General features: G+C 62.1%; 15 protein-coding genes and 12 tRNA genes. 20 read left to right on the top strand and 7 right to left on the bottom strand.

Features of this window, described 5'->3' with window-relative positions:
- Nucleotides 1-16: 16 nt before the first annotated feature.
- From prsT (F0185_RS14485) to F0185_RS14465, 5 genes are all read right to left on the bottom strand, one after another.
- A complete protein-coding gene (gene prsT, locus F0185_RS14485) occupies nucleotides 17-2,785 on the bottom strand; it encodes an XrtA/PEP-CTERM system TPR-repeat protein PrsT (RefSeq protein ID WP_167225510.1) in 2,769 nt (922 codons plus the stop codon).
- Nucleotides 2,786-2,904: 119 nt separating this feature from the next.
- Complete coding sequence (locus F0185_RS14480) at nucleotides 2,905-3,552, bottom strand: N-acyl amino acid synthase FeeM domain-containing protein (RefSeq protein WP_229477011.1); 648 nt, start codon at nucleotides 3,550-3,552, stop codon at nucleotides 2,905-2,907.
- 369 nt (nucleotides 3,553-3,921) lie between these two features.
- Nucleotides 3,922-6,648, bottom strand: a complete 2,727-nt coding sequence (gene prsT, locus F0185_RS14475; protein ID WP_370664015.1) for an XrtA/PEP-CTERM system TPR-repeat protein PrsT — start codon at nucleotides 6,646-6,648, stop codon at nucleotides 3,922-3,924.
- A 350-nt stretch (nucleotides 6,649-6,998) separates the two neighbouring features.
- On the bottom strand, nucleotides 6,999-7,385 hold the full coding sequence (locus F0185_RS14470; RefSeq protein WP_167225506.1) for a type II toxin-antitoxin system VapC family toxin: 387 nt from the start codon (nucleotides 7,383-7,385) through the stop codon (nucleotides 6,999-7,001).
- Complete coding sequence (locus F0185_RS14465) at nucleotides 7,379-7,567, bottom strand: hypothetical protein (RefSeq protein WP_167225504.1); 189 nt, start codon at nucleotides 7,565-7,567, stop codon at nucleotides 7,379-7,381. Before F0185_RS14465 ends, F0185_RS14470 begins: the two co-directional genes overlap by 7 nt.
- 378 nt (nucleotides 7,568-7,945) lie before the next feature.
- Here F0185_RS14465 and F0185_RS14460 point away from each other — a divergent pair, with 378 nt between their 5' ends.
- The 3 genes from F0185_RS14460 to F0185_RS34820 all read left to right on the top strand — a co-directional run bounded on the left by F0185_RS14460 (nucleotide 7,946) and on the right by F0185_RS34820 (nucleotide 10,633).
- Nucleotides 7,946-9,793 (top strand): pre-peptidase C-terminal domain-containing protein, encoded by a 1,848-nt coding sequence (locus F0185_RS14460; protein ID WP_167225502.1) that lies wholly within the window; start codon nucleotides 7,946-7,948, stop codon nucleotides 9,791-9,793.
- Between the two features lie 97 nt (nucleotides 9,794-9,890).
- Nucleotides 9,891-10,199 carry an ACT domain-containing protein gene (locus F0185_RS14455; RefSeq protein ID WP_167225500.1) on the top strand — a complete coding sequence of 103 codons (309 nt, stop codon included), beginning with the start codon at nucleotides 9,891-9,893 and terminating at the stop codon, nucleotides 10,197-10,199.
- An 11-nt stretch (nucleotides 10,200-10,210) separates the two neighbouring features.
- Nucleotides 10,211-10,633 carry a type II toxin-antitoxin system YafO family toxin gene (locus F0185_RS34820; protein WP_166891387.1) on the top strand — a complete coding sequence of 141 codons (423 nt, stop codon included), beginning with the start codon at nucleotides 10,211-10,213 and terminating at the stop codon, nucleotides 10,631-10,633.
- A 12-nt stretch (nucleotides 10,634-10,645) separates the two neighbouring features.
- Here F0185_RS34820 and F0185_RS14445 read toward each other — a convergent pair whose 3' ends face one another.
- A complete protein-coding gene (locus tag F0185_RS14445) occupies nucleotides 10,646-10,834 on the bottom strand; it encodes a helix-turn-helix domain-containing protein (RefSeq protein ID WP_166891385.1) in 189 nt (62 codons plus the stop codon).
- A gap of 178 nt (nucleotides 10,835-11,012) precedes the next feature.
- Between F0185_RS14445 and F0185_RS14440 the strand changes: the two genes are divergently transcribed.
- The 16 genes from F0185_RS14440 to F0185_RS14365 all read left to right on the top strand — a co-directional run bounded on the left by F0185_RS14440 (nucleotide 11,013) and on the right by F0185_RS14365 (nucleotide 15,197).
- Nucleotides 11,013-11,411, top strand: coding sequence for a hypothetical protein (locus F0185_RS14440; RefSeq protein ID WP_167225498.1), 399 nt, complete (start codon nucleotides 11,013-11,015; stop codon nucleotides 11,409-11,411).
- Nucleotides 11,412-11,700: 289 nt separating this feature from the next.
- Nucleotides 11,701-11,774, top strand: a tRNA-OTHER gene (locus tag F0185_RS14435).
- Between the two features lie 86 nt (nucleotides 11,775-11,860).
- A tRNA-Tyr gene (locus F0185_RS14430) sits at nucleotides 11,861-11,943 on the top strand.
- Nucleotides 11,944-11,982: 39 nt separating this feature from the next.
- Nucleotides 11,983-12,073, top strand: a tRNA-Asn gene (locus F0185_RS14425).
- A 120-nt stretch (nucleotides 12,074-12,193) separates the two neighbouring features.
- Nucleotides 12,194-12,284, top strand: a tRNA-His gene (locus F0185_RS14420).
- 103 nt (nucleotides 12,285-12,387) lie between these two features.
- Nucleotides 12,388-12,473, top strand: a tRNA-Leu gene (locus F0185_RS14415).
- A gap of 172 nt (nucleotides 12,474-12,645) precedes the next feature.
- Nucleotides 12,646-12,731, top strand: a tRNA-Leu gene (locus tag F0185_RS14410).
- 61 nt (nucleotides 12,732-12,792) lie between these two features.
- Nucleotides 12,793-12,868, top strand: a tRNA-His gene (locus F0185_RS14405).
- 5 nt (nucleotides 12,869-12,873) lie between these two features.
- Nucleotides 12,874-12,949 (top strand) — tRNA-Arg (locus F0185_RS14400).
- Between the two features lie 163 nt (nucleotides 12,950-13,112).
- Nucleotides 13,113-13,198: transfer RNA gene (locus tag F0185_RS14395), tRNA-Leu, on the top strand.
- A gap of 68 nt (nucleotides 13,199-13,266) precedes the next feature.
- Nucleotides 13,267-14,112 (top strand): HEAT repeat domain-containing protein, encoded by an 846-nt coding sequence (locus tag F0185_RS14390; protein WP_167225496.1) that lies wholly within the window; start codon nucleotides 13,267-13,269, stop codon nucleotides 14,110-14,112.
- Between the two features lie 19 nt (nucleotides 14,113-14,131).
- Nucleotides 14,132-14,222, top strand: a tRNA-His gene (locus F0185_RS14385).
- A gap of 42 nt (nucleotides 14,223-14,264) precedes the next feature.
- A tRNA-Trp gene (locus F0185_RS14380) sits at nucleotides 14,265-14,340 on the top strand.
- Between the two features lie 8 nt (nucleotides 14,341-14,348).
- Nucleotides 14,349-14,425 (top strand) — tRNA-Cys (locus F0185_RS14375).
- A 47-nt stretch (nucleotides 14,426-14,472) separates the two neighbouring features.
- Nucleotides 14,473-14,634, top strand: a complete 162-nt coding sequence (locus F0185_RS14370; RefSeq protein WP_166891379.1) for a hypothetical protein — start codon at nucleotides 14,473-14,475, stop codon at nucleotides 14,632-14,634.
- Nucleotides 14,631-15,197, top strand: a complete 567-nt coding sequence (locus F0185_RS14365; RefSeq protein ID WP_166891376.1) for an HNH endonuclease — start codon at nucleotides 14,631-14,633, stop codon at nucleotides 15,195-15,197. The genes F0185_RS14370 and F0185_RS14365 overlap by 4 nt, the downstream gene beginning before the upstream one ends.
- Before the next feature lie 10 nt (nucleotides 15,198-15,207).
- Here F0185_RS14365 and F0185_RS14360 read toward each other — a convergent pair whose 3' ends face one another.
- Nucleotides 15,208-16,014: an NAD-dependent epimerase/dehydratase family protein gene (locus tag F0185_RS14360; RefSeq protein WP_167225494.1), complete on the bottom strand. Its 807-nt coding sequence runs from the start codon at nucleotides 16,012-16,014 to the stop codon at nucleotides 15,208-15,210.
- 289 nt (nucleotides 16,015-16,303) lie between these two features.
- Between F0185_RS14360 and F0185_RS14355 the strand changes: the two genes are divergently transcribed.
- Nucleotides 16,304-16,936: a hypothetical protein gene (locus F0185_RS14355; protein ID WP_167225492.1), complete on the top strand. Its 633-nt coding sequence runs from the start codon at nucleotides 16,304-16,306 to the stop codon at nucleotides 16,934-16,936.
- Nucleotides 16,937-16,939 lie beyond the last annotated feature (3 nt).

The raw sequence follows: 16,939 nt of genomic DNA, 5'->3' as shown, positions 1-16,939 counted from the left end.
GCGGCAAGCAACCGGTTTATAGTTGTTTGAGCAAGCCCCGCGCCTCTTCCACTTGCGGAAATTGCTTATGTTTCTCCAGCAAAATTTCAAGTTCCTTGCGCGCGGCCGCCTCCTGCTTCGACTTGATCAGGGCCTTGGCCAGGTGCAGGCGGACATCGGGCACGCCCGGCAGCCTGGCGCTGGCCTCGCGCAACAGGGCCAGCCCGCGCGCCAGGTCGCCCTGCTGCACCAGCAGCCAGCCCAGGGTATCCATCACCACCGGGTTGCCAGGCAATGCCTTGGCGGCCGCCTCGGCGGCCGGCAGCGCGCGCGCATCGCCGGCGAGGTCGTAGGCCACCGCCAGATTGTTGAGCGCGCTAGGATAGCCAGGCGACTTCTTCAGTATGGCTTCAAATTCCGTAATTGCTAATTGATATTTTTTATTGGAAATATACTGCTCTCCAAGGTAACCCGGCACCTTGACATCGTCCGGATGGGTAGCGCGCCACTGTTGCACTTTGGCATCGGCCTCCTTGGCCTTGCCGCCGATGCGCAAGGCTTCGTACAGCTTGATCAAGAGCTCGGCGTTGTTGCCCAACGAAAACGCTTTATCGTACAAGGGGATGGCGGCCGCGGCATTGCCCTGCACCAATAACACGTCGGCTTCGGAGACGAAGCCGACCGCCAGCTTGGGGCGCTGCTTTTGCATGCTGCGCGCCACGCCGAGCGCGTCGCCATACTGTTTCTGGCGCAGCTGGGCGGCCGCCAGCGCCAGCTGGGCGTCGAGATAATCGGGCTGCAAAACCAGGGCGCGCTTGAGCGAGGCGCTGGCCGACGGCAGGTTGCCGATCGCAACATGGGCCGCGCCGAGCCGGAAATGCGCTTCGGCCGACTGCGGCGCGACCACGGTCAGCTTGGTAAAGGTTTCCATGGCGCTGCCCTGGTCGCCGGTGACGGCCTGCAACTGGCCGAGCAGGTCGAGCACGGCGGGATTGTCCGGATTGGCCACCAGCAGCTTGCGCACCAGGGTCAGGGCGCGGGTGGCCTCGCCCATGCGCACGTAGTGATTGGCCAGCACGATGGCCGGCCCGACCGCAGCCGGGTCGACCGCGCTGGCGCGCTCGAGCAGGACGCCGGCTTCGGGCAGGCGGCGCTGGGCCACGGCCATGGCGCCGAGCGCGGTCAGCGCCTCGACACTGTTGGGATACTTGGCCAAAAAGCCTTGGTAGCGCTGGCGCGTGGCGTCCAGTTTGCTCGCCTGCATGTCGAGGCGCGCCAGGTTGTCGAGCGCCGGGAAGAAATCGGGGTGCAGGCTGAGCGCTTTTTCAAAGGCGTTGCGGGCGCCGGCCTGGTCCTTCTTGCCCAGCAGCGCCAGGCCCTTGAGGTTCAGCAGTATCGGGTCGCCCGGGGTGCGCGCTTCGAGCGGCACCAAGGCCGCCAGCGCCTTGTCGAACTGGTTCAGGCGCAGCGCCGTCATGGCCAGGGTGGTGCCGGCGGTGCTGGTGGTCTGGTCGAGCGTGCTGGCCAGTTCCAGTTCGGACAGGGCGCGCGCTTCTTCGCCCTGCTCGAGCTTGCTCAAACCGAGGGCGGTGCGCAGTTGCGCCTTTTTCGGGTCGAGCGTGCTGGCGCGCTCGAGCAGTTCGGTAGCCTTGCCGAACTCGCGGTTGTCGGTGTAGGCCTTGCCGGCGATCGCCAGCAGCTGGGGGTCGTGCGAGGCGGCCAGCACTGGCGCGAGCACCGCGATGGCGCCCTTGGGGTCGCCCGCGGCGATGCGGGTCGAGGCCAGCAGCTTGCGCGCGTAATCGTTTTCGGGGTGGGCTTCGTGGTATTTCTTCAGGTTTTGCTCGGCCTGCGGCAGCGACTTGAGGGTAAAGTGCACGGCCCCGGCCAGCAGCACCGACGGCATGTGGTCGGGCGCCACGCGCAACACTTGCTGCAGCGATTCGAGCGCGGCCGCGTGCTTGCCCTGGGTGAAGTCGAGCATGGCCTGGGCGTAGGTCACCATCAGGTTCTTCGGTGCGCTTTTCTTGGCGGCGGCCAGCGAGACGGCCGCTTCGTCGTAGCGCCGTTCGGCGATGAACAGATAGGCTTTTTGCAGGTGGCCGCCGGCGCTGCCCGGCTCGAGCGCCAGCACCTGGTCGTAGGCGGCCAGCGCCTCGGCCGGCTTGCCCTGGGAACGCTCGAAGTCACCCTTGAACAGCCAGCTCGCCACATCCTTCGGATTTTTCTCGACCGCCTGCGCCACATAGCGCGCCGCGCCCGCCTTGTCGCCATTGGCCAGCGCGATATTTGCCAGGCCCATCAGCGCGACCGGGTAGCCCGGATCGATTTTCAGGGCGCGCTCGAAGGCGTCGGCCGCTTCGGCCCGCTTGCCGAGCTGGTAAAAGGCGGCGCCGCGCTGGCTGAGCACCTTGACGTTGGCCGTGTAGGCGCTGTCGGCGGTGCCGTCGACGACTTTCTGGAACTGTCCCTGGAACAATTGCGCCATCAACAATTCGGGCAAGGCGCGGTCCGCCGCCATGCCCAGCTCGATGGCCTTGCGCACTTCCTTCTCGGCCGAGACGGCGTCGCCGAGCTTGTTATAGGCTTCGCCCAGCGCCAGGCGCGTTTCCGGGTCGGACGGGTTTTTGGCGACCGCGTTCTTGAGCTGGATCAGGGCCGACACATGGTCGCCCTTCTGCTGGAATTGCCTCGCTTCGGCCAGCAGGGTCGCCGCCGTGTCGGGCTTGCCGCAGCCGGCCAATGCACCGAGCATAAGGACAGTGGTGAGGGCGGCGGTGGCCAGGGAGTGCGCTTGGGTTGACATGACGATCCTGTTGTTACACAGCGGTGGCGTGGTCGCGCCTGCCGCCAATTGCATGAATGAAGCGGCGCAGGGATGCCGCACCGGCGCGGCTGCGGATCGTTACACCGCGAACACCGCGGTCAGCCGATCGACAGCAGGCGCTCGGCGATGCCGGCTTCCTCGCGCTGCGAGAAAAAATAGGGGTACAGCGAACGTTCGGTGCCCGCGTCTTCGTGCACGCCGCCGAGGCGTTCGATCTCGGAACCCATGAAATCGAGGCTGAGCCAGAGCAAATGGGCGGGCGCGTCGACACGCGGGTTGACGCGCACCCCGCTTTGGGTGCGAAAACCGAGCATCTGCTCATAATAGCGCCGGTGACGTGGATTTATCTCGATAAACGCATCCGTGCACTGGTAAATATGATGGGCGTAGATGTACAGGATGTGGAACAGCGAGCCGAGCGCGAATTTGGAGCGCACCGTGGGGTCGAAGGCCAGCTTGCTGATTTCGCAGACCTTGGCGCCGCGCGCGCGGAATTCGTCGATGTGATCCTTGAACACCTCGTCGGCCAGGATGCCGACCGGGGAATCGACCCCGAGCGTGACGGTGCCGATGACGTCGCCCTGGTCGAAGGCCGACAGGGTGATCTGGTTGGGATTGTCTTCAAGCCGATGGGTACCGGCATAGCCACGCCAGGCATACATCTTATTGATGAGCATGCTGGCGCGATTACGCCCTTCCTCGGTGTCGGCAACGCGAATCCCGAAGCTTCGTGTATTGATCGTCATCTCGGAGATGTTATCAGAATTATCTTCCACAAAAACACAATGGCTGCCCAGATTCCCTGTATCGGGCGCGGGAAAATTGAAACGATTTGTTTCAACATTATTGAGAAACTGATCCATCGACTATGATCCCGAAGATATTGTCCAAGCTGCGAATTCAGTAACATATTGCTAACAGGGACTATCCTAACATCGACGGCAAGATGCAGGGAGACAATTAAAATTTTTGTTCGCAAATATGCAACAGCTGAGCAAAAAGCTTGGCAAAAATGCAAAACCGCCATTCTCTGCGCGGGAATGACGGTTTTCAGGTGATTCGCGACGCTGTCAGGGCGTGCGCCGGCGACGGTGGAAAATCGCCGGCCGGGTCGACTACAACTCCTTGGCCAGCGCCTTCGCCTCCTCCATCTGGGCAAAGTTCTTACTGGCCATGACTTTCTCCAGTTCACGCTTGGCCCCAGCCTTGTCACCCGTTTTCGCCAGCCCGGCCGCCAGGTGGAAGCGGATATCGGCCGCCTCCGGCGCCAGCGCGACCGCCTTTTGCAACAGGCTCAGGCCGCGCTTGGCGTCGCCCTGCTCGACCAGCATCCAGCCCAGCGTATCGGTGACCGCCGCACTGTTGCCGGCCAGCGCGAAGGCCTTTTCGGCGGTTTTCAGCGCGCGCGGATCTTTTTCCTGCTGGTAGGCCCAGGCCAGGTTGTTCAGGGCCGCGGCATTCTCCGGCGCTTGCTTGAGCACCGCTTCGAGCCCGCCGATGGCCGCCTTGTAGCGCTTGCCCGCCAGGTCGTTCTCGGCCACGTACAAGGCCAGCGCCACGTCGTTCGGATGCTCGCTGGCGGCCTTGGCCAGGCGCGCGTCGGCTTCCTTGCCCTTGCCGGACTGGCGCATGGCCGCATGCAGCTTGATCAGGTTGGCGCTCGACGGCGTCAGCGCGAACGCTTTGTCGAACGAGGCCACCGCTTGCGCCGGCTTGCCCTGCGCCAGGCTGAGGTTGCCTTCCAGCTGGAAGCCCAGCGCTTCCTTCGGACGCTGTTTCTGGATCTGGCGCGCAATCGCCAGCGCGTCGTCGAGCTTGCCCGCATTGGCGGCCAGCTCGGCCTGGGCCACCTGGGCGTCGACAAAGTCCGGTTGCAGCGCCAACGCCTTTTTCAGGTCGCCGGCGGTGGCGTTCAGGTTCTTCATCTGCGCGTGCACCGTCGCCAGGCGGAAATGCGCCATCGCCGATTTCGGCGCCACGCCGGCCAACTTGCCGTAGGTGTCCAGCGCGCCCGGCAAGTCGCCGTTGGCCAGCTGCGCCTGGCCCAGCAAGTCGAGCAGGTCGAGGTTTTTCGGATTGGCCACCTGGAACTTGCGCGCCAGGGTCAGCGCCTTGTCCTTCTGGCCGATCGACAGGTAATGCGCGCCCAGGGTGCGCGCCGGGCCGATGGCGTCGGGATTTTCGCTGCTGGCCTTTTCCAGCCACTGGTTCGCTTCGTCGTTGCGCCCTTGCGCCAGGGCCAGCTTGGTCAGGGCGTAATAGGCTTCGACATTTTTCTTGTCTTTGGTCAGGAAATTGACCAGTTGCTGTTTCGCCAGGTCGGGCTTCTTCTCGCGCAGGGCCAGCTGGGCCAGGTTGGCGGCGGCCGGGAAATAGTCGGGCTTGAGCGAGAGCGCCTTGTCGAAGCTGGCGCGGGCGTTGACCATGTCGTTCATGCCCAGGTACACGCCGCCCTTGAGGTTATGCACCATTGGATCGGTAGGCTGGGTCGCTTCGAGCGCCTTGGCGGCGGCCAGCGCCTTGTCGTAGCGCTTCAGGCGCAGCTCGGTCATCACCAGCAGCACCGCCGCCTTGGGCGACTTGGCGTCGAGCTTGGTCGACTGTTCGAGTTCGCTGATCGCGCGCGCATCGTCGCCGGTGGCCAGCTTGCCCAGCGCCAGCGAGGTGCGCAGCCCGGCCGCGTCGGGCGCCAGCGCGCTGGCCTGCTCGAAGTAAGCCGTGGCCTTGGCATAGTCGCGCGCCTGCATATAGGCTTCGCCGGCCAGCGCCAGCATTTGCACGTCATCCTTGCCGGACTCGAGCATCGGCGTCAACTGCGCCAGCGCTTCGGTGGTCTGGCCCATTTTCAGCAGGGTGCTGACCATCAGCTTGCGCGCGTAACGGTGCTCGGGCATGGCGGCCAGGTATTTGCGCAGGTGCTGTTCGGCCTGCGGCATGGAGCCGAGCGCATGCTCGACCGCGCCGGCCATCAGCACGCTCGGCATGTGCTCGGGCGCCACGCGCAAGATTTTTTGCAGCGTTTCCTTGGCGGCGGCGTGCTTGCCCTGGGTGAAGTCGAGCAAGGCCTGGGCGTAGGACACCATCAGCGCGTTGGGGCTGATCTTGCGGGCGGCCTCGAGGTCGGCCTTGGCGGCGTCGAACTTGCCTTCCGCGATCTCGACAAAGGCGCGCTCCAGGTGCGCCGAGCGGTGCTCCGGCTTGAGCTTGATGACCTGGTCGTAGGCGGCCAGCGCTTCTTTTCCCTTGGCCTGGGCGCGCAGCAGGTCGCCCTTGAACATCCAGGCGGTGGCGTCGGACGGGTTGCTGGCGACGACCTGGTCGGCCAGGCGGTTGGCTTCTTCCAGGTCCTTGCGCGCCAGCGCCTGGCGCGCCGCGCCGATCAGGGCGCCGACATGGCCGGGTTTGGCGGCCAGGGCCTGGGCGTACAAGTCCTTGGCCTGGTCGGCGTGACCGAGACCGGCGCTGGCCTCGGCGCGCAGCGCCAGCATGTCGGCGTCGGCAGTCGCGCTTGCGGTCTCGTCCAGCACCTTCTGGAATTGCTGCTGCATCATCAGGACTTTCGCCAGGGCGGGCACGGCCTTGTCCTTGGGCGCACCCAGTTCGATGGCCTTGCGCAATTCCTTCTCGGCCGAGACGGCGTCGCCGATGTCGAGATACACCAGGCCCAGGGTCAGGCGCGCGTCGGCATCCGACGGGTTTTTCACCAGCGCATTTTTGAGCTGGATCACAGCGGCCTTGCTGTCGCCCTTGGCGATGAACTGCCTGGCGTCAGCCACCAGCGACGCCGACGTTTCGGTCTTGCCGCAAGCGCTGACGGCGCCCAGCAGTAATAATGCGGACACCACGGCAGCGCCGGCGTGCGCCTTGGATCTGGTAACTGATCTGGTAACTGACATGACTTCCCTATCGTGTGCAACGTGAAATGAGTGGCTGGACAACGCTGCGCCGGCCTGGGTGGCCGGTCTTTGCGCTCTAAGTAAGTGTGCAGGAATGATTGTGATTTCTAGCGAACAGAAGCGGATGCCTGGCAAGGCGCACGCCGCGACGCAGTGCGAGCACTGCTAGCGGTGGGCAACGCAGCAAGGCGCCGCTTATGAAAGCTGGAAATTACAAGAATTTATGCGCACTTACTTGATATTCTATATCGATTTCTCAGGGGAACGAGAAGAACAGGCGCCCGCGCCGCCGCCGTTTACAGCGGGTCGGCGGCGGCCAGGGTGTAGGGTACCAGCACGCTCTCGCCCGGCACGAAATCGCGGGTGTCGCGCGTGACCAGGACGCGCCCGGACAGGTGCGCGGTGGCCAGGATCACGGCGTCCGGCAGGCGCATGGCGTGCGCCTGCCGGACGCGCGACGCTTCCAGCGCCAGCAGGTGGTCGATCGGCAGCAGTTCGAACTGGCCCAGGAAGGCTTCGACCAGCAGCCGTTCGTCCTCGTCGTCGGACACGCCTTCCATGATTTCCATCCACGTCACCACGCTGATGGCCTTGTCGACATAGTGATCGCAGGCCAGTTCCGCTTGCGCGACGCCATTCAGATAGTCGATCAGGATATTGGTATCGAATAGCGCTTTTACCATTCGTCGCGCAACCTGTGCTGGTAACTGACGCCATCCTCGGGGATGCGCTTCTTCCACAGCCCGAAAGCGCTCGGCTGGGGCGGTGCGCGCCGCTCGGGGGCGACCGGCGCGGACAGGCCTGTTTCATCGGCAATGACACCTGGAACATGGGTTACCGCGACGTCGTTCGGATTGCGGCCCATGTGGCGCCTCGAAAGTTGTTCAATGATAAGTAGTGTATAGCATCGTTTGCGCCCCGTCAGCAGGGCGCGCCGCTGTGCCGGCTTATCCACCTTGCATAGGGAAAACGGAAATCAGCGGCCTGTGCCGAATAAGCGTGGAACTGAGGCCCCTTATAGCTAGCAATCTCGCGAAATTTTGGTATTTACAGTAAGAAAATTCGGCTTGCGTGAATGAACGGCGTCGTTGTCGCCACTGGTCTTGTTGTGCCGTTTGGATACATACGGCATCTTTCCCTCATGGTAACGTTATGCAGTGGGAATAGATATCCTGCCGACAACTTCCTGTCAATCCGCGCGGAAAGTGCCAGATTGATAAAAAATGATAAAACCGGAGACTGAATGACATCCTCGCCCACCCTGTTCCTGCTCATGGCTGCCGCCCTCGCCGGCAGCGCCACCGCCCAGACCGATATCGCCAGCGCGCAAGGGGCTCGCCCCGCCGCCGGCCTGCAGATCGGCAGCGTCGACGCGGTCCTGAGCGGCTTTGCCGCGCAACACGCCAACGGCCGCAGCTTGCAAGTGCAATCGGTCGGCGGCAACACCGTCGCCGCCCACATCCGCGACTACGCCGACAAGAATGGCGTGGTATCGATCACCGGTACCGCGATCGACACGCCCGATTCGGTGTTCGTGCTCAAGGGGAACAAAAAAGCCGTGTACGGCTACCTGCTCAAGTACGACACCCGGAAAGCCTGGGAATACACCACCGACAGCGCCGGCAAGGTCTGGCTGACGGAAGTGCCGATCACCAAGATCGTGCCCGACTTCGACCCCGATTTCCGCGACAAGCGCACCCCGGCCATGCTGGCGCTGGCGGTGTCGCACCCGGTCTACAGCCCGATGGCGCTGCGCCAGGCGCGCCATATCGGCCCGTACCAGAATGAAGACGTGACCCAGCTGCAAAGCAAGCCGGGCAGCCCGTACGTGTTCTACCTCAACACCACGGCGGTGATGAGCGGCAGCACGCCCTTGAACGGCGTGACCAAGGACAATATGTACCGCGCCTGGCAATCGATCGCCGACCAGTACTCGATGCTGAACCTGAACGTGACCACCAGCCGCGCCGTGTACGACGCCGCGCGCACGGCCAACGTGCTGCGCACCGGCATCATCAACTTCGTCAACCAGGATGGCCGCTCGTTCGCGCCGCTGCGCGCCTTCGGCACCACCGCCGCCGGCACCCTGTACCGCAATCCCTCCTCCGGTTTCGACTACGGTTACGGCATCGGCATGACCGGCGCCCACGAAGTCGGGCACCAGATGGGCATGAACCACGACCGCGGCGGCAGCGGCGGCGAGTATTTCGAAGGCATTGCCGCCTATCAGTGGGGGCCGATCATGGGCAACTACTGGATGGGCGGCGGCTGGGCCAACCAACTGTTTACCTGGAGCCGCGGCGAATACACCACCGCCAGCAATTTCGAAGACGACCTGCGCATCATGAACGTGGACGAGGCCGTGCCTTACATGGCCGACGACATCCCGGACACGCGCGCGCTGACCTTGGGCACGGGCGGTGCCATCGATCCGACCCGCAACTTCGGCCAGATCGAACGCAATACCGACAGCGACACCTTCACCTTCACGACCACCGGCGTGAGCACCCTGAACCTGCGCATCGACCCGCTCGAATACCTGCGCATGCTCGACGTCGACGCCAGCATCGTCAACGCGGCGGGAGCCGTGGTGGCGCGCAGCAACCTGGCGGTCAACCGCTCGGCCCAGTTCACCAATCTGTCGCTGCCGGCCGGCAGCTACCGGCTGGTGGTGCGCGGCGGCGCCGAGGGCACGCCGGCCAATGGTTTCTCGAACTATTCCTCGCTCGGTTACTACGCGATGAAGGGGACGCTGACGGGCGCGGGCGGCTCCGGCTATCCGGTGCTGGGCAACGGCCAGGCGCTGAACGGCCAGGGCGCGGCGACGGGCGGCTGGCAATATTTCACGATTGACGTTCCGGCGGGGAAAAGCCAGGTCGCGTTCGCGCTCAACGGCGCCAATGGCGACGCCGACATGTTCGTCAAACTCGGCGGCATCCCGAGCACGGCCAGCTACAACTGCAAGTCGGACGGGCCGAGCAGCGTGGAAAACTGCAGCGTCAATGCGCCGGCGGCGGGCCGCTATTATGTGGGTATCTATGCGTACGCGGCGTATAACAACCTGAGCGTGAAGGCGACTTACCAGCCGTAAGGATGGGACTGACTGCAGCGGCCGTCGTTAACAACAACCGCTGCAGCAGTCAACGTTTCCGCACGTTGAGGACAATGAAGCCGAATACGAAGTTTGTTTGATTTCAAGCAAATCGACATTGGACTGGCATTTGATCGGGCCGCTGGAACATGCTAGATTGAGAGACCTTCGCAAGGTCAAAAACATCATGCCCCAACTGAAAAAAAAGCCGCTCACGGTCAATGGCCTTGGACGGCGCAAATCACCAGTCGCCATTGCCCAACCCGCCCTCTCTGAAGAGCTGACTGCGGAGCAGATTGCGCTGTATAGCGCGTTGACATCCGAGAACGGTTTTTCCATCGATGATGCTCGCCGACACTTTCTCGGAGAATCGTCCTCACCCGGATCCAAACGCACCCGTAGCTGAAACCTCCCGTTGTGGCCAAGCCCACGCAGGCGTCCAGCTTCATTCACGCGCAGTTCGCAGCAAACAATATGAGTGTGGCTCAGTTGATCGCCGATTTCGATCATTGGAAAGCCATGCCGGGACGCGACGCAGAAACAGCGGTATTCGGGCGCAACAGCTTGAACGCAGGTTCTACAATCCTTAGCCATGTGCACATGGTTCCCTTGGGAACCGCCGAAGCGGCGCGCTGGAAGGAGAATTTCCGCAAAAAGCGCGGCAACAAAAGTGATCGTTATCTTTTCTACGTCGACGGTGGCGCGGCCTACGGCTTCCTCCTCCTTGCCATCATTAATGATCCGGGCGGGCATGCTATTTGGCATAAGTCGAATGCGGATCTTCGCAAGAAATGGGACCAAATGGCTGAGCGATTCCACAATCAAGGGATTGTCCCTTAGTTCCCTGTCGCGCTAGCCGTCCTTGAACAGCGCCGATACCGGACAGTCGAACAGGCTGGCCAGTCCCTCGAGCAGGTCGATGCTCAGGGACTTGGTGCTGTTGTTGACCACGCGCGTGAGCTGGGAGTGCGAAATTTCCACGCCCATGGCGCTCAGGCGTTTCCACAATTCTGTGACGAAACGGATGTCGTGTTCAGCCATCAAAACCTGGACCCGTAGGACGGCTTTGCGCTGTGGCCCCTGGAGGGGCTTGGAGATAGGGGATGGTTTTAGTGTGTGCATGGGTTGGTCGTACCTCACTACGACAGGCGCCATCATACCCGTTTGCCGCTGACCCCGTTTTCATGTGTTGCAAAAAAACCCAAGCAGGGCGATTTATTTGCATCTGATGCAAATTATTTTCCAAATTTGCTTGCGTTCCGATTTTGTGCATGTCAGAATGCATTCACTCGCTCAGCAAGAGCACCAACCGCAGCAACGACCACAGGGATTTACCGTGAAAACAACGACGCAACAGCAACAGATGACGACGCAGCGCCCAGCGCGCGGCCTGTCGCTGCTCGCTTGCAGTCTGTTGGCGTCGCTGCAAGTTGCGCTGCTGGCCGCCCTGCAAGGCGTCAGCGCCGCAGCGGACAAGGGCCTCGGCGCCCTGGCCGCCGCCGCGAATAATGCGCTCCGTCCATTGCCAGCACCGTATTACCACCAACATCACCAGTGGCCGGCATGTGGCGGCGCGAATTTGGAACCGATAACGAACATCCGAGGGGGCAACCCCTAGCTGCGGAGGCTTACCCCTCCCCGGCTGACCGACAGGTCAAGCTCAAGGGCTCGGATGTTCCGCAAGGACTCCGGGCCCTTTTTGTTTTGGCCGACAGTTTTACCGCAGCACCGTAACACCGCAGCACCGCAGCACCGCAGCAATCGCAGTCAAGCCCTTTCAGTTTGAGGCCGTCCCCGGACAACCCGGACCAGACGCAGTTCTTTCACAATTCGGACAGGTACTAAAACGGTTCCGCCTGTATCGGTATCGCACCCTCACGTGCGATACCAGTGCGGGTGGAACCGGTGCGGGAATAGCTCAATCGCAGAGCGCAACCCTGATGGGTTGAGACAGGGAGTGCGAATCTCCCCTCCCGCGCCATTCCACAAAGCGCTTTCAAACAGCGCATGGCCCTGCCAGGGGCCAGTCACGCCGAGAGGCTTTGTGAAATGGCCAATATCATCCTTGGGCGACGAGCAGCATTGGTGACTGCAGTGGACTGTAAATCCGCCGTCTTTGTGCATACGGGGTTCGAATCCCTGGTCGCCCACTCTTTTTTATGCACCGGCTTTGCCGGGCATCCTTCTTTTCCCCGATACGCTAACTGGTAAGCGGACGCACTGTTAATGCGTTGTAGGCCCGACAGGGTTATGCAGGTTCGAATCCTGCTTGGGGAGCCAGTTTCAATTGTGGATTAGCTCAGCTGGTAGAGCACTTGACTTTGACTCAAGTTGTCGCAGGTTCGAACCCTGCATCCACTGCCAGTTTGCCGCGCATGACCGCGCGGTTCTTTTTCAATGGTGACGTTAGCCCAGTTGGCAGCGCTTTGGATTGTGATTCCAAGGGCCGCCGCCGTAGCGACGGCCGATTCGAATCCGGTACGTCACCCCATTATTCCCACCCCGGCTCAGTTCAATGAGCGCGAGGTCGACAGCCGTGCTGCGCTCCGACAAGGTGATGCGCACTACCCCGGCAGGCAACCGGGACCCGCACCGCGCTCGTGGTGGAAATGGCAGACACGCCAGATTCAAAATCTGGTGCCGCAAGGCATTGGGGGTTCGACGCCCCCCGAGCGCACCACATACCGGGTTTGCTACGGCCTGCGCCGGCAGCAAGCAGTAAGTAGTAAGTAGTAAGTAGTAAGTAGTAAGTAGTTCACGTTTTCGATGGTGACGTTAGCTCAGTTGGCAGAGCTTTGGATTGTGATTCCAGGCCGCCGCTGTGAATCTGGGCAGCGACCGTTACCCGCACCGCGCTCGTGGTGGAAATGGCAGACACGCCGGACTTAAAATTCGGGGCCGCGAGGCATTGGGGGTTCGATGCCCTCCGAGCGCACCAATCACGCCGTTTGCGCGGATCCGCAGCGGCAGCAACAAGTCTATGACGCAGTTTTTCAATGGTGACGTTAGCTCAGTTGGCAGAGCTTTGGATTGTGATTCCAAGGGCCACCGGTTCGAATCCGGTACCTCACCCCATTATTCTCACCTTAGCTCAGATGGAAGAGCGCGACGCTACGAACGTCGAGGCCGCAGGTTCGAATCCTGCAGGTGGGTCCAAGCAAGGCACGTGTCGCCCGCATGCGGTATTCCCATAGTTCCCGGATAGGGTTCGTGGCGAAAGCCGTGCGCGAGTTCCGGATATCAGCCCGGCACGCGCAAGCCGTGGTGCGCTCCGAAAGTTTGATGCGCACTACCCCGGCAGGCAACCGGGACCCGCACCGCGCTCGTGGTGGAAATGGCAGACACACCAGACTTAGAATCTGGCGCCGCAAGGCATTGGGGGTTCGACGCCCTCCGAGCGCACCAATAACCCATGTTTGCCGCGGCATGGAGCGGGCCTATACTGGGCCGCATTCATTCATCGATCGGCAACCATGAACAAGACCGCTCTAAAAAACTTATCTCTGAAACGCCTGGCCGGCATTGCGCTGCAGTCATGGGAGAACGAGGCGAGCTGGGAAGCCATCAGCGAGCTGCAAATGCTGGGTTCGCCCGATACCTTAGCGATGGCGCAACGGTTCGCGACCAGCAAGAACGCGCACAAACGCGCCCTGGCGATGTATATCGCGTCCCAACTCAGGCGCAAGCGCTATTCGAAACAATGGGGCGCCGTCAGCGACGAATATGCCGTGAAGGAAACGCACGCCTTGCTCCTGGCCGGGTTAAAGGACCCCATAACAAACGTGGTAACGGCGGCCATTTCCGGCTTTGGTCACCGCCCGCATCCATTGGCACTGCCGGCGCTACTCGCATTCGCCACGCACCCCGATGCGGACATTCGCTTTAAGGTGGCATTCGCCCTGGCGGCGTATCGCGACGATGCCTCGGTCGAGGCACTGCTGGTACTGGCCACCGACCCGGACGACGCCACACGCGATTGGGCCACGTTCGCTCTCGGCTCCATTCATGAGGCAGACACTGTCGAGATCCGCGAGCGCCTGTGGCTAAACCTGGGCGACAGTGATGACAGCGTCAGCGGCGAAGCCCTGGCAGGACTGGCGTCACGCAAGGATGAACGCGTCATCGCAGTGTTGCTGGAGCGCCTAGACGGCAATTGCATGGTCTTTGAACTGGACGCCGCTGAAATGATGGCCAGCCCCCTGCTGCTGGAGCGCTTGAATGCGCTCAAGGATGCGGTGGTCCGTGATGAGGACAGCAGTTCGTACTGGCATAACCGCCTTGACAGCGCTATCGCGGCCTGCTCCGGCAGCAACAAGTAAGTTATTCAGGTTTTCAATGGTGACGTTAGCTCAGTTGTCAGAGCTTTGGATTGTGAGTCCAAGGGCCACCGCCGTAGCGACGGCCGGTTCGATTCCGGTACGTCACCCCATTTTTTCGATTGCGCGCCCGGCGCCGCAATCAACCATGCACTATCTCAGTGGCGCAATTGGCAGCGCAGCGGTCTCCAAAACCGAAGGCTGAAGGTTCGACTCCTTCCTGGGATGCCATTTTTTACGTGGGGTTGCCCGAGCGGTCCAAGGGCGCGGTCTGCAACACCGTTGTTCGCCGGTTCGAATCCGGCACCCCACTCCAATGCAGCGCAAGCGATATCGCTCGGGCGTCCCTCACGGCGCCCGGGAATGCGCGGTGCGCTGCGCCTTATTTTCGTGCTTGCTGGTTTGCCTGCAAGGCGTATTATCACGTTTAACACCTGTCCGGATTTTCATCTTCCCGCCAGCGCCACGGCGCCGGCCTTTTCTGCTATTCCATTCAAACAGGCATCAGTAAAAGTGAAAATATGACTCCGCAAATCTTAGCACTCGACATCGCAGGAAATCCATTCGGATGGATCTCCGCCCAGGAAGCGATCCATTATTACGCCGTCGGCAAGGTGGCGTGGGAACTGGGCGACCGTGAATTTCTGTTTCGCGGCGGGGTGTCGAATGCGGGCGTGCTCTCGACCATGACGGTCAAGCCGATCATTTCGATCATGGGCAGCGAGCGCATGACCAAGAAACTGCGGGTGGCGCTGCCGCTCGGAGACGACAACCAGTTGCTGTTCGCGCGCGACCGCCATACCTGCGCTTATTGCGGCAATGTGTTTGCGCGCCAGCACCTCTCGCGCGACCACATCCTGGCGCGCACCCATGGTGGCAAGGATAGCTGGACCAACTGCGTCACCGCCTGCAAGCCGTGCAACCAGGCCAAGGGGGCCACCATGGTGCACGATTTTCATCCGCTGCTGTACGTGCCGTATGTGCCATGCCGTTTCGAGCACTTTATCCTGAGCGGCAGGAATGTGCTGGCCGACCAGCACGATTATCTGTCGGCCAAATTGCCCAAGCACTCGCGCATGCTGGCGTGACCGCCTGGCCCTATCCGAAAGGTCGCGCCGGCGTAGCGCCCACCTCATCCGTCATGGCGGGCGATGGTGCGCTACGCCGCGCGCCCGCTTCACCTTCAAGTATCGTAAAAGCGTCATCGCGCGGCCGGTAATTGAGCGCACTGCGCGTGCGTTCGATGGCCAGGCGCTTGTAGCGGTTGTCCGATACCCCATGGACGACCGTAAAACCGCTCAGGTCGGCATCGATACAGCGCGCCAGCAACTGCGCCACATCGCGCTCGCTGATGAACGCGGCAACATCGCGCGCGCTGTGCCGTTCGCCGGCATGGAACGTTGCCACGTTGGCTATCCGCACAGCCACCGTGACGAGCGTGCCATCGTCAGCAAACAAGGAGGCGAGCGCTTCGCCGAACGCCTTGCTCACGCCATACATATTCTTGGGTCGCGGCGCCATGTTTTCCTGCACCTGCACGTCCAGCGGATAACCTTCAACGGCCTGGGCGCTGCTGGCAAACACAACACGCCGGCAACCCTGCGCCTTTGCCGCCAGGAACACGTTATAGCTTCCGACGATGTTCGTCGGCAGCAGTGAGGTGTGGAAATCGGCGTCGGGCAAAGGGTCGGCCGCGAGGTGAAGCACGGTCTGCACGCCCGCGCAGGCGCGCATGCAGGCGTCGAGGTCGGTGACGTCAAGCTGCACGGCCTCGCCGCCCATGTGCGCCAGCGCGGCGCTATCGAGGTCACCCAGGCGCAGGTCGAACTGGCCGTTCAGCTGGCGGACAAAGGCCGTCCCGATTCGCCCTGCCGCGCCAGTAATAAGAACTTTGTGCGCCGTCATGCGCCACCCGAAGCGCTAACGGATCGATCACTGCAGAAATACTTGTTCATCATTTGCGTGCTACCGGTCAGAAAAAGTTGATTATCCGAGCGACAAGGCAGCAGGGTCAAACGAGGAATCCTGCGCGCATGAACAAGTATTTCTTACCCACAGCTCCGGGCGCGCACCCATGGCGGCAAGGATAGCGGGACCAACTGTCCTACAGGCCTGGGGGCCGGTGACAGGGCATTCGGGTAAACTACCCCTTCCTATGTTGCCGGAGCGGCAGGATCGACTGCCCTTTCATGCCATGAGCCTGCCACCCTATGTGCCCCTGCTACTCAACAGCGATGATGTGTTCGCGCTGATGCGCTGCATGCCCTCGCGCTGCCTACAGACCATGAACGCCGTACGCAACTACGTCACGCCGCTGGTGCGCGATGGGGAAGAGCTGGCGGAAACCCTGGCGCAGTATCCGTCGCTCAAATATGAACCGCTGGACCAGCATTATGTCCTCCTCAAGCTGCTCGGCGGGATGAGTGAAGCGCTGATGAGCGACCTGAACTCGGCAAGCATGTGCGGGATGGGGGTGCCGTACGCGGCGTTCCTGGTGGCGCTGGCCCCGGACCCCGTCTACCGCACCCATCTCTTCGTCCTTTACGACCAACTTCCCCGGGGCCAGTGGCTGATCGACCTGGCCCTGGCCGAAATCGATGGCCGGCAATGGGATGTGGACCCGGCGCTCCAACAACTCATCCATCGACTGCGCGCGGTGCTGGCGCGGGCGCCGCTGCCGTCCACTGTATTTCGTCCGGCCTTCGATTTTCGGCAGGTCGAGGCCGAACGCGAGCTGGTACGCGCGGCCTTTCGCGCCGGCGGCGTGGACGCCGCCATTGACACGTATGCCCGCACCCAATTCCTGAGCCAGGAACGGCGCTACTGACTA

The sequence above is a fragment of the Massilia rubra genome (assembly GCF_011682065.1).
GTDB lineage: Bacteria > Pseudomonadota > Gammaproteobacteria > Burkholderiales > Burkholderiaceae_D > Telluria_A > Telluria_A rubra.
Note: the sequence above shows the minus strand (reverse complement) of the source record. Positions and strands in the feature narration are given on the sequence as shown.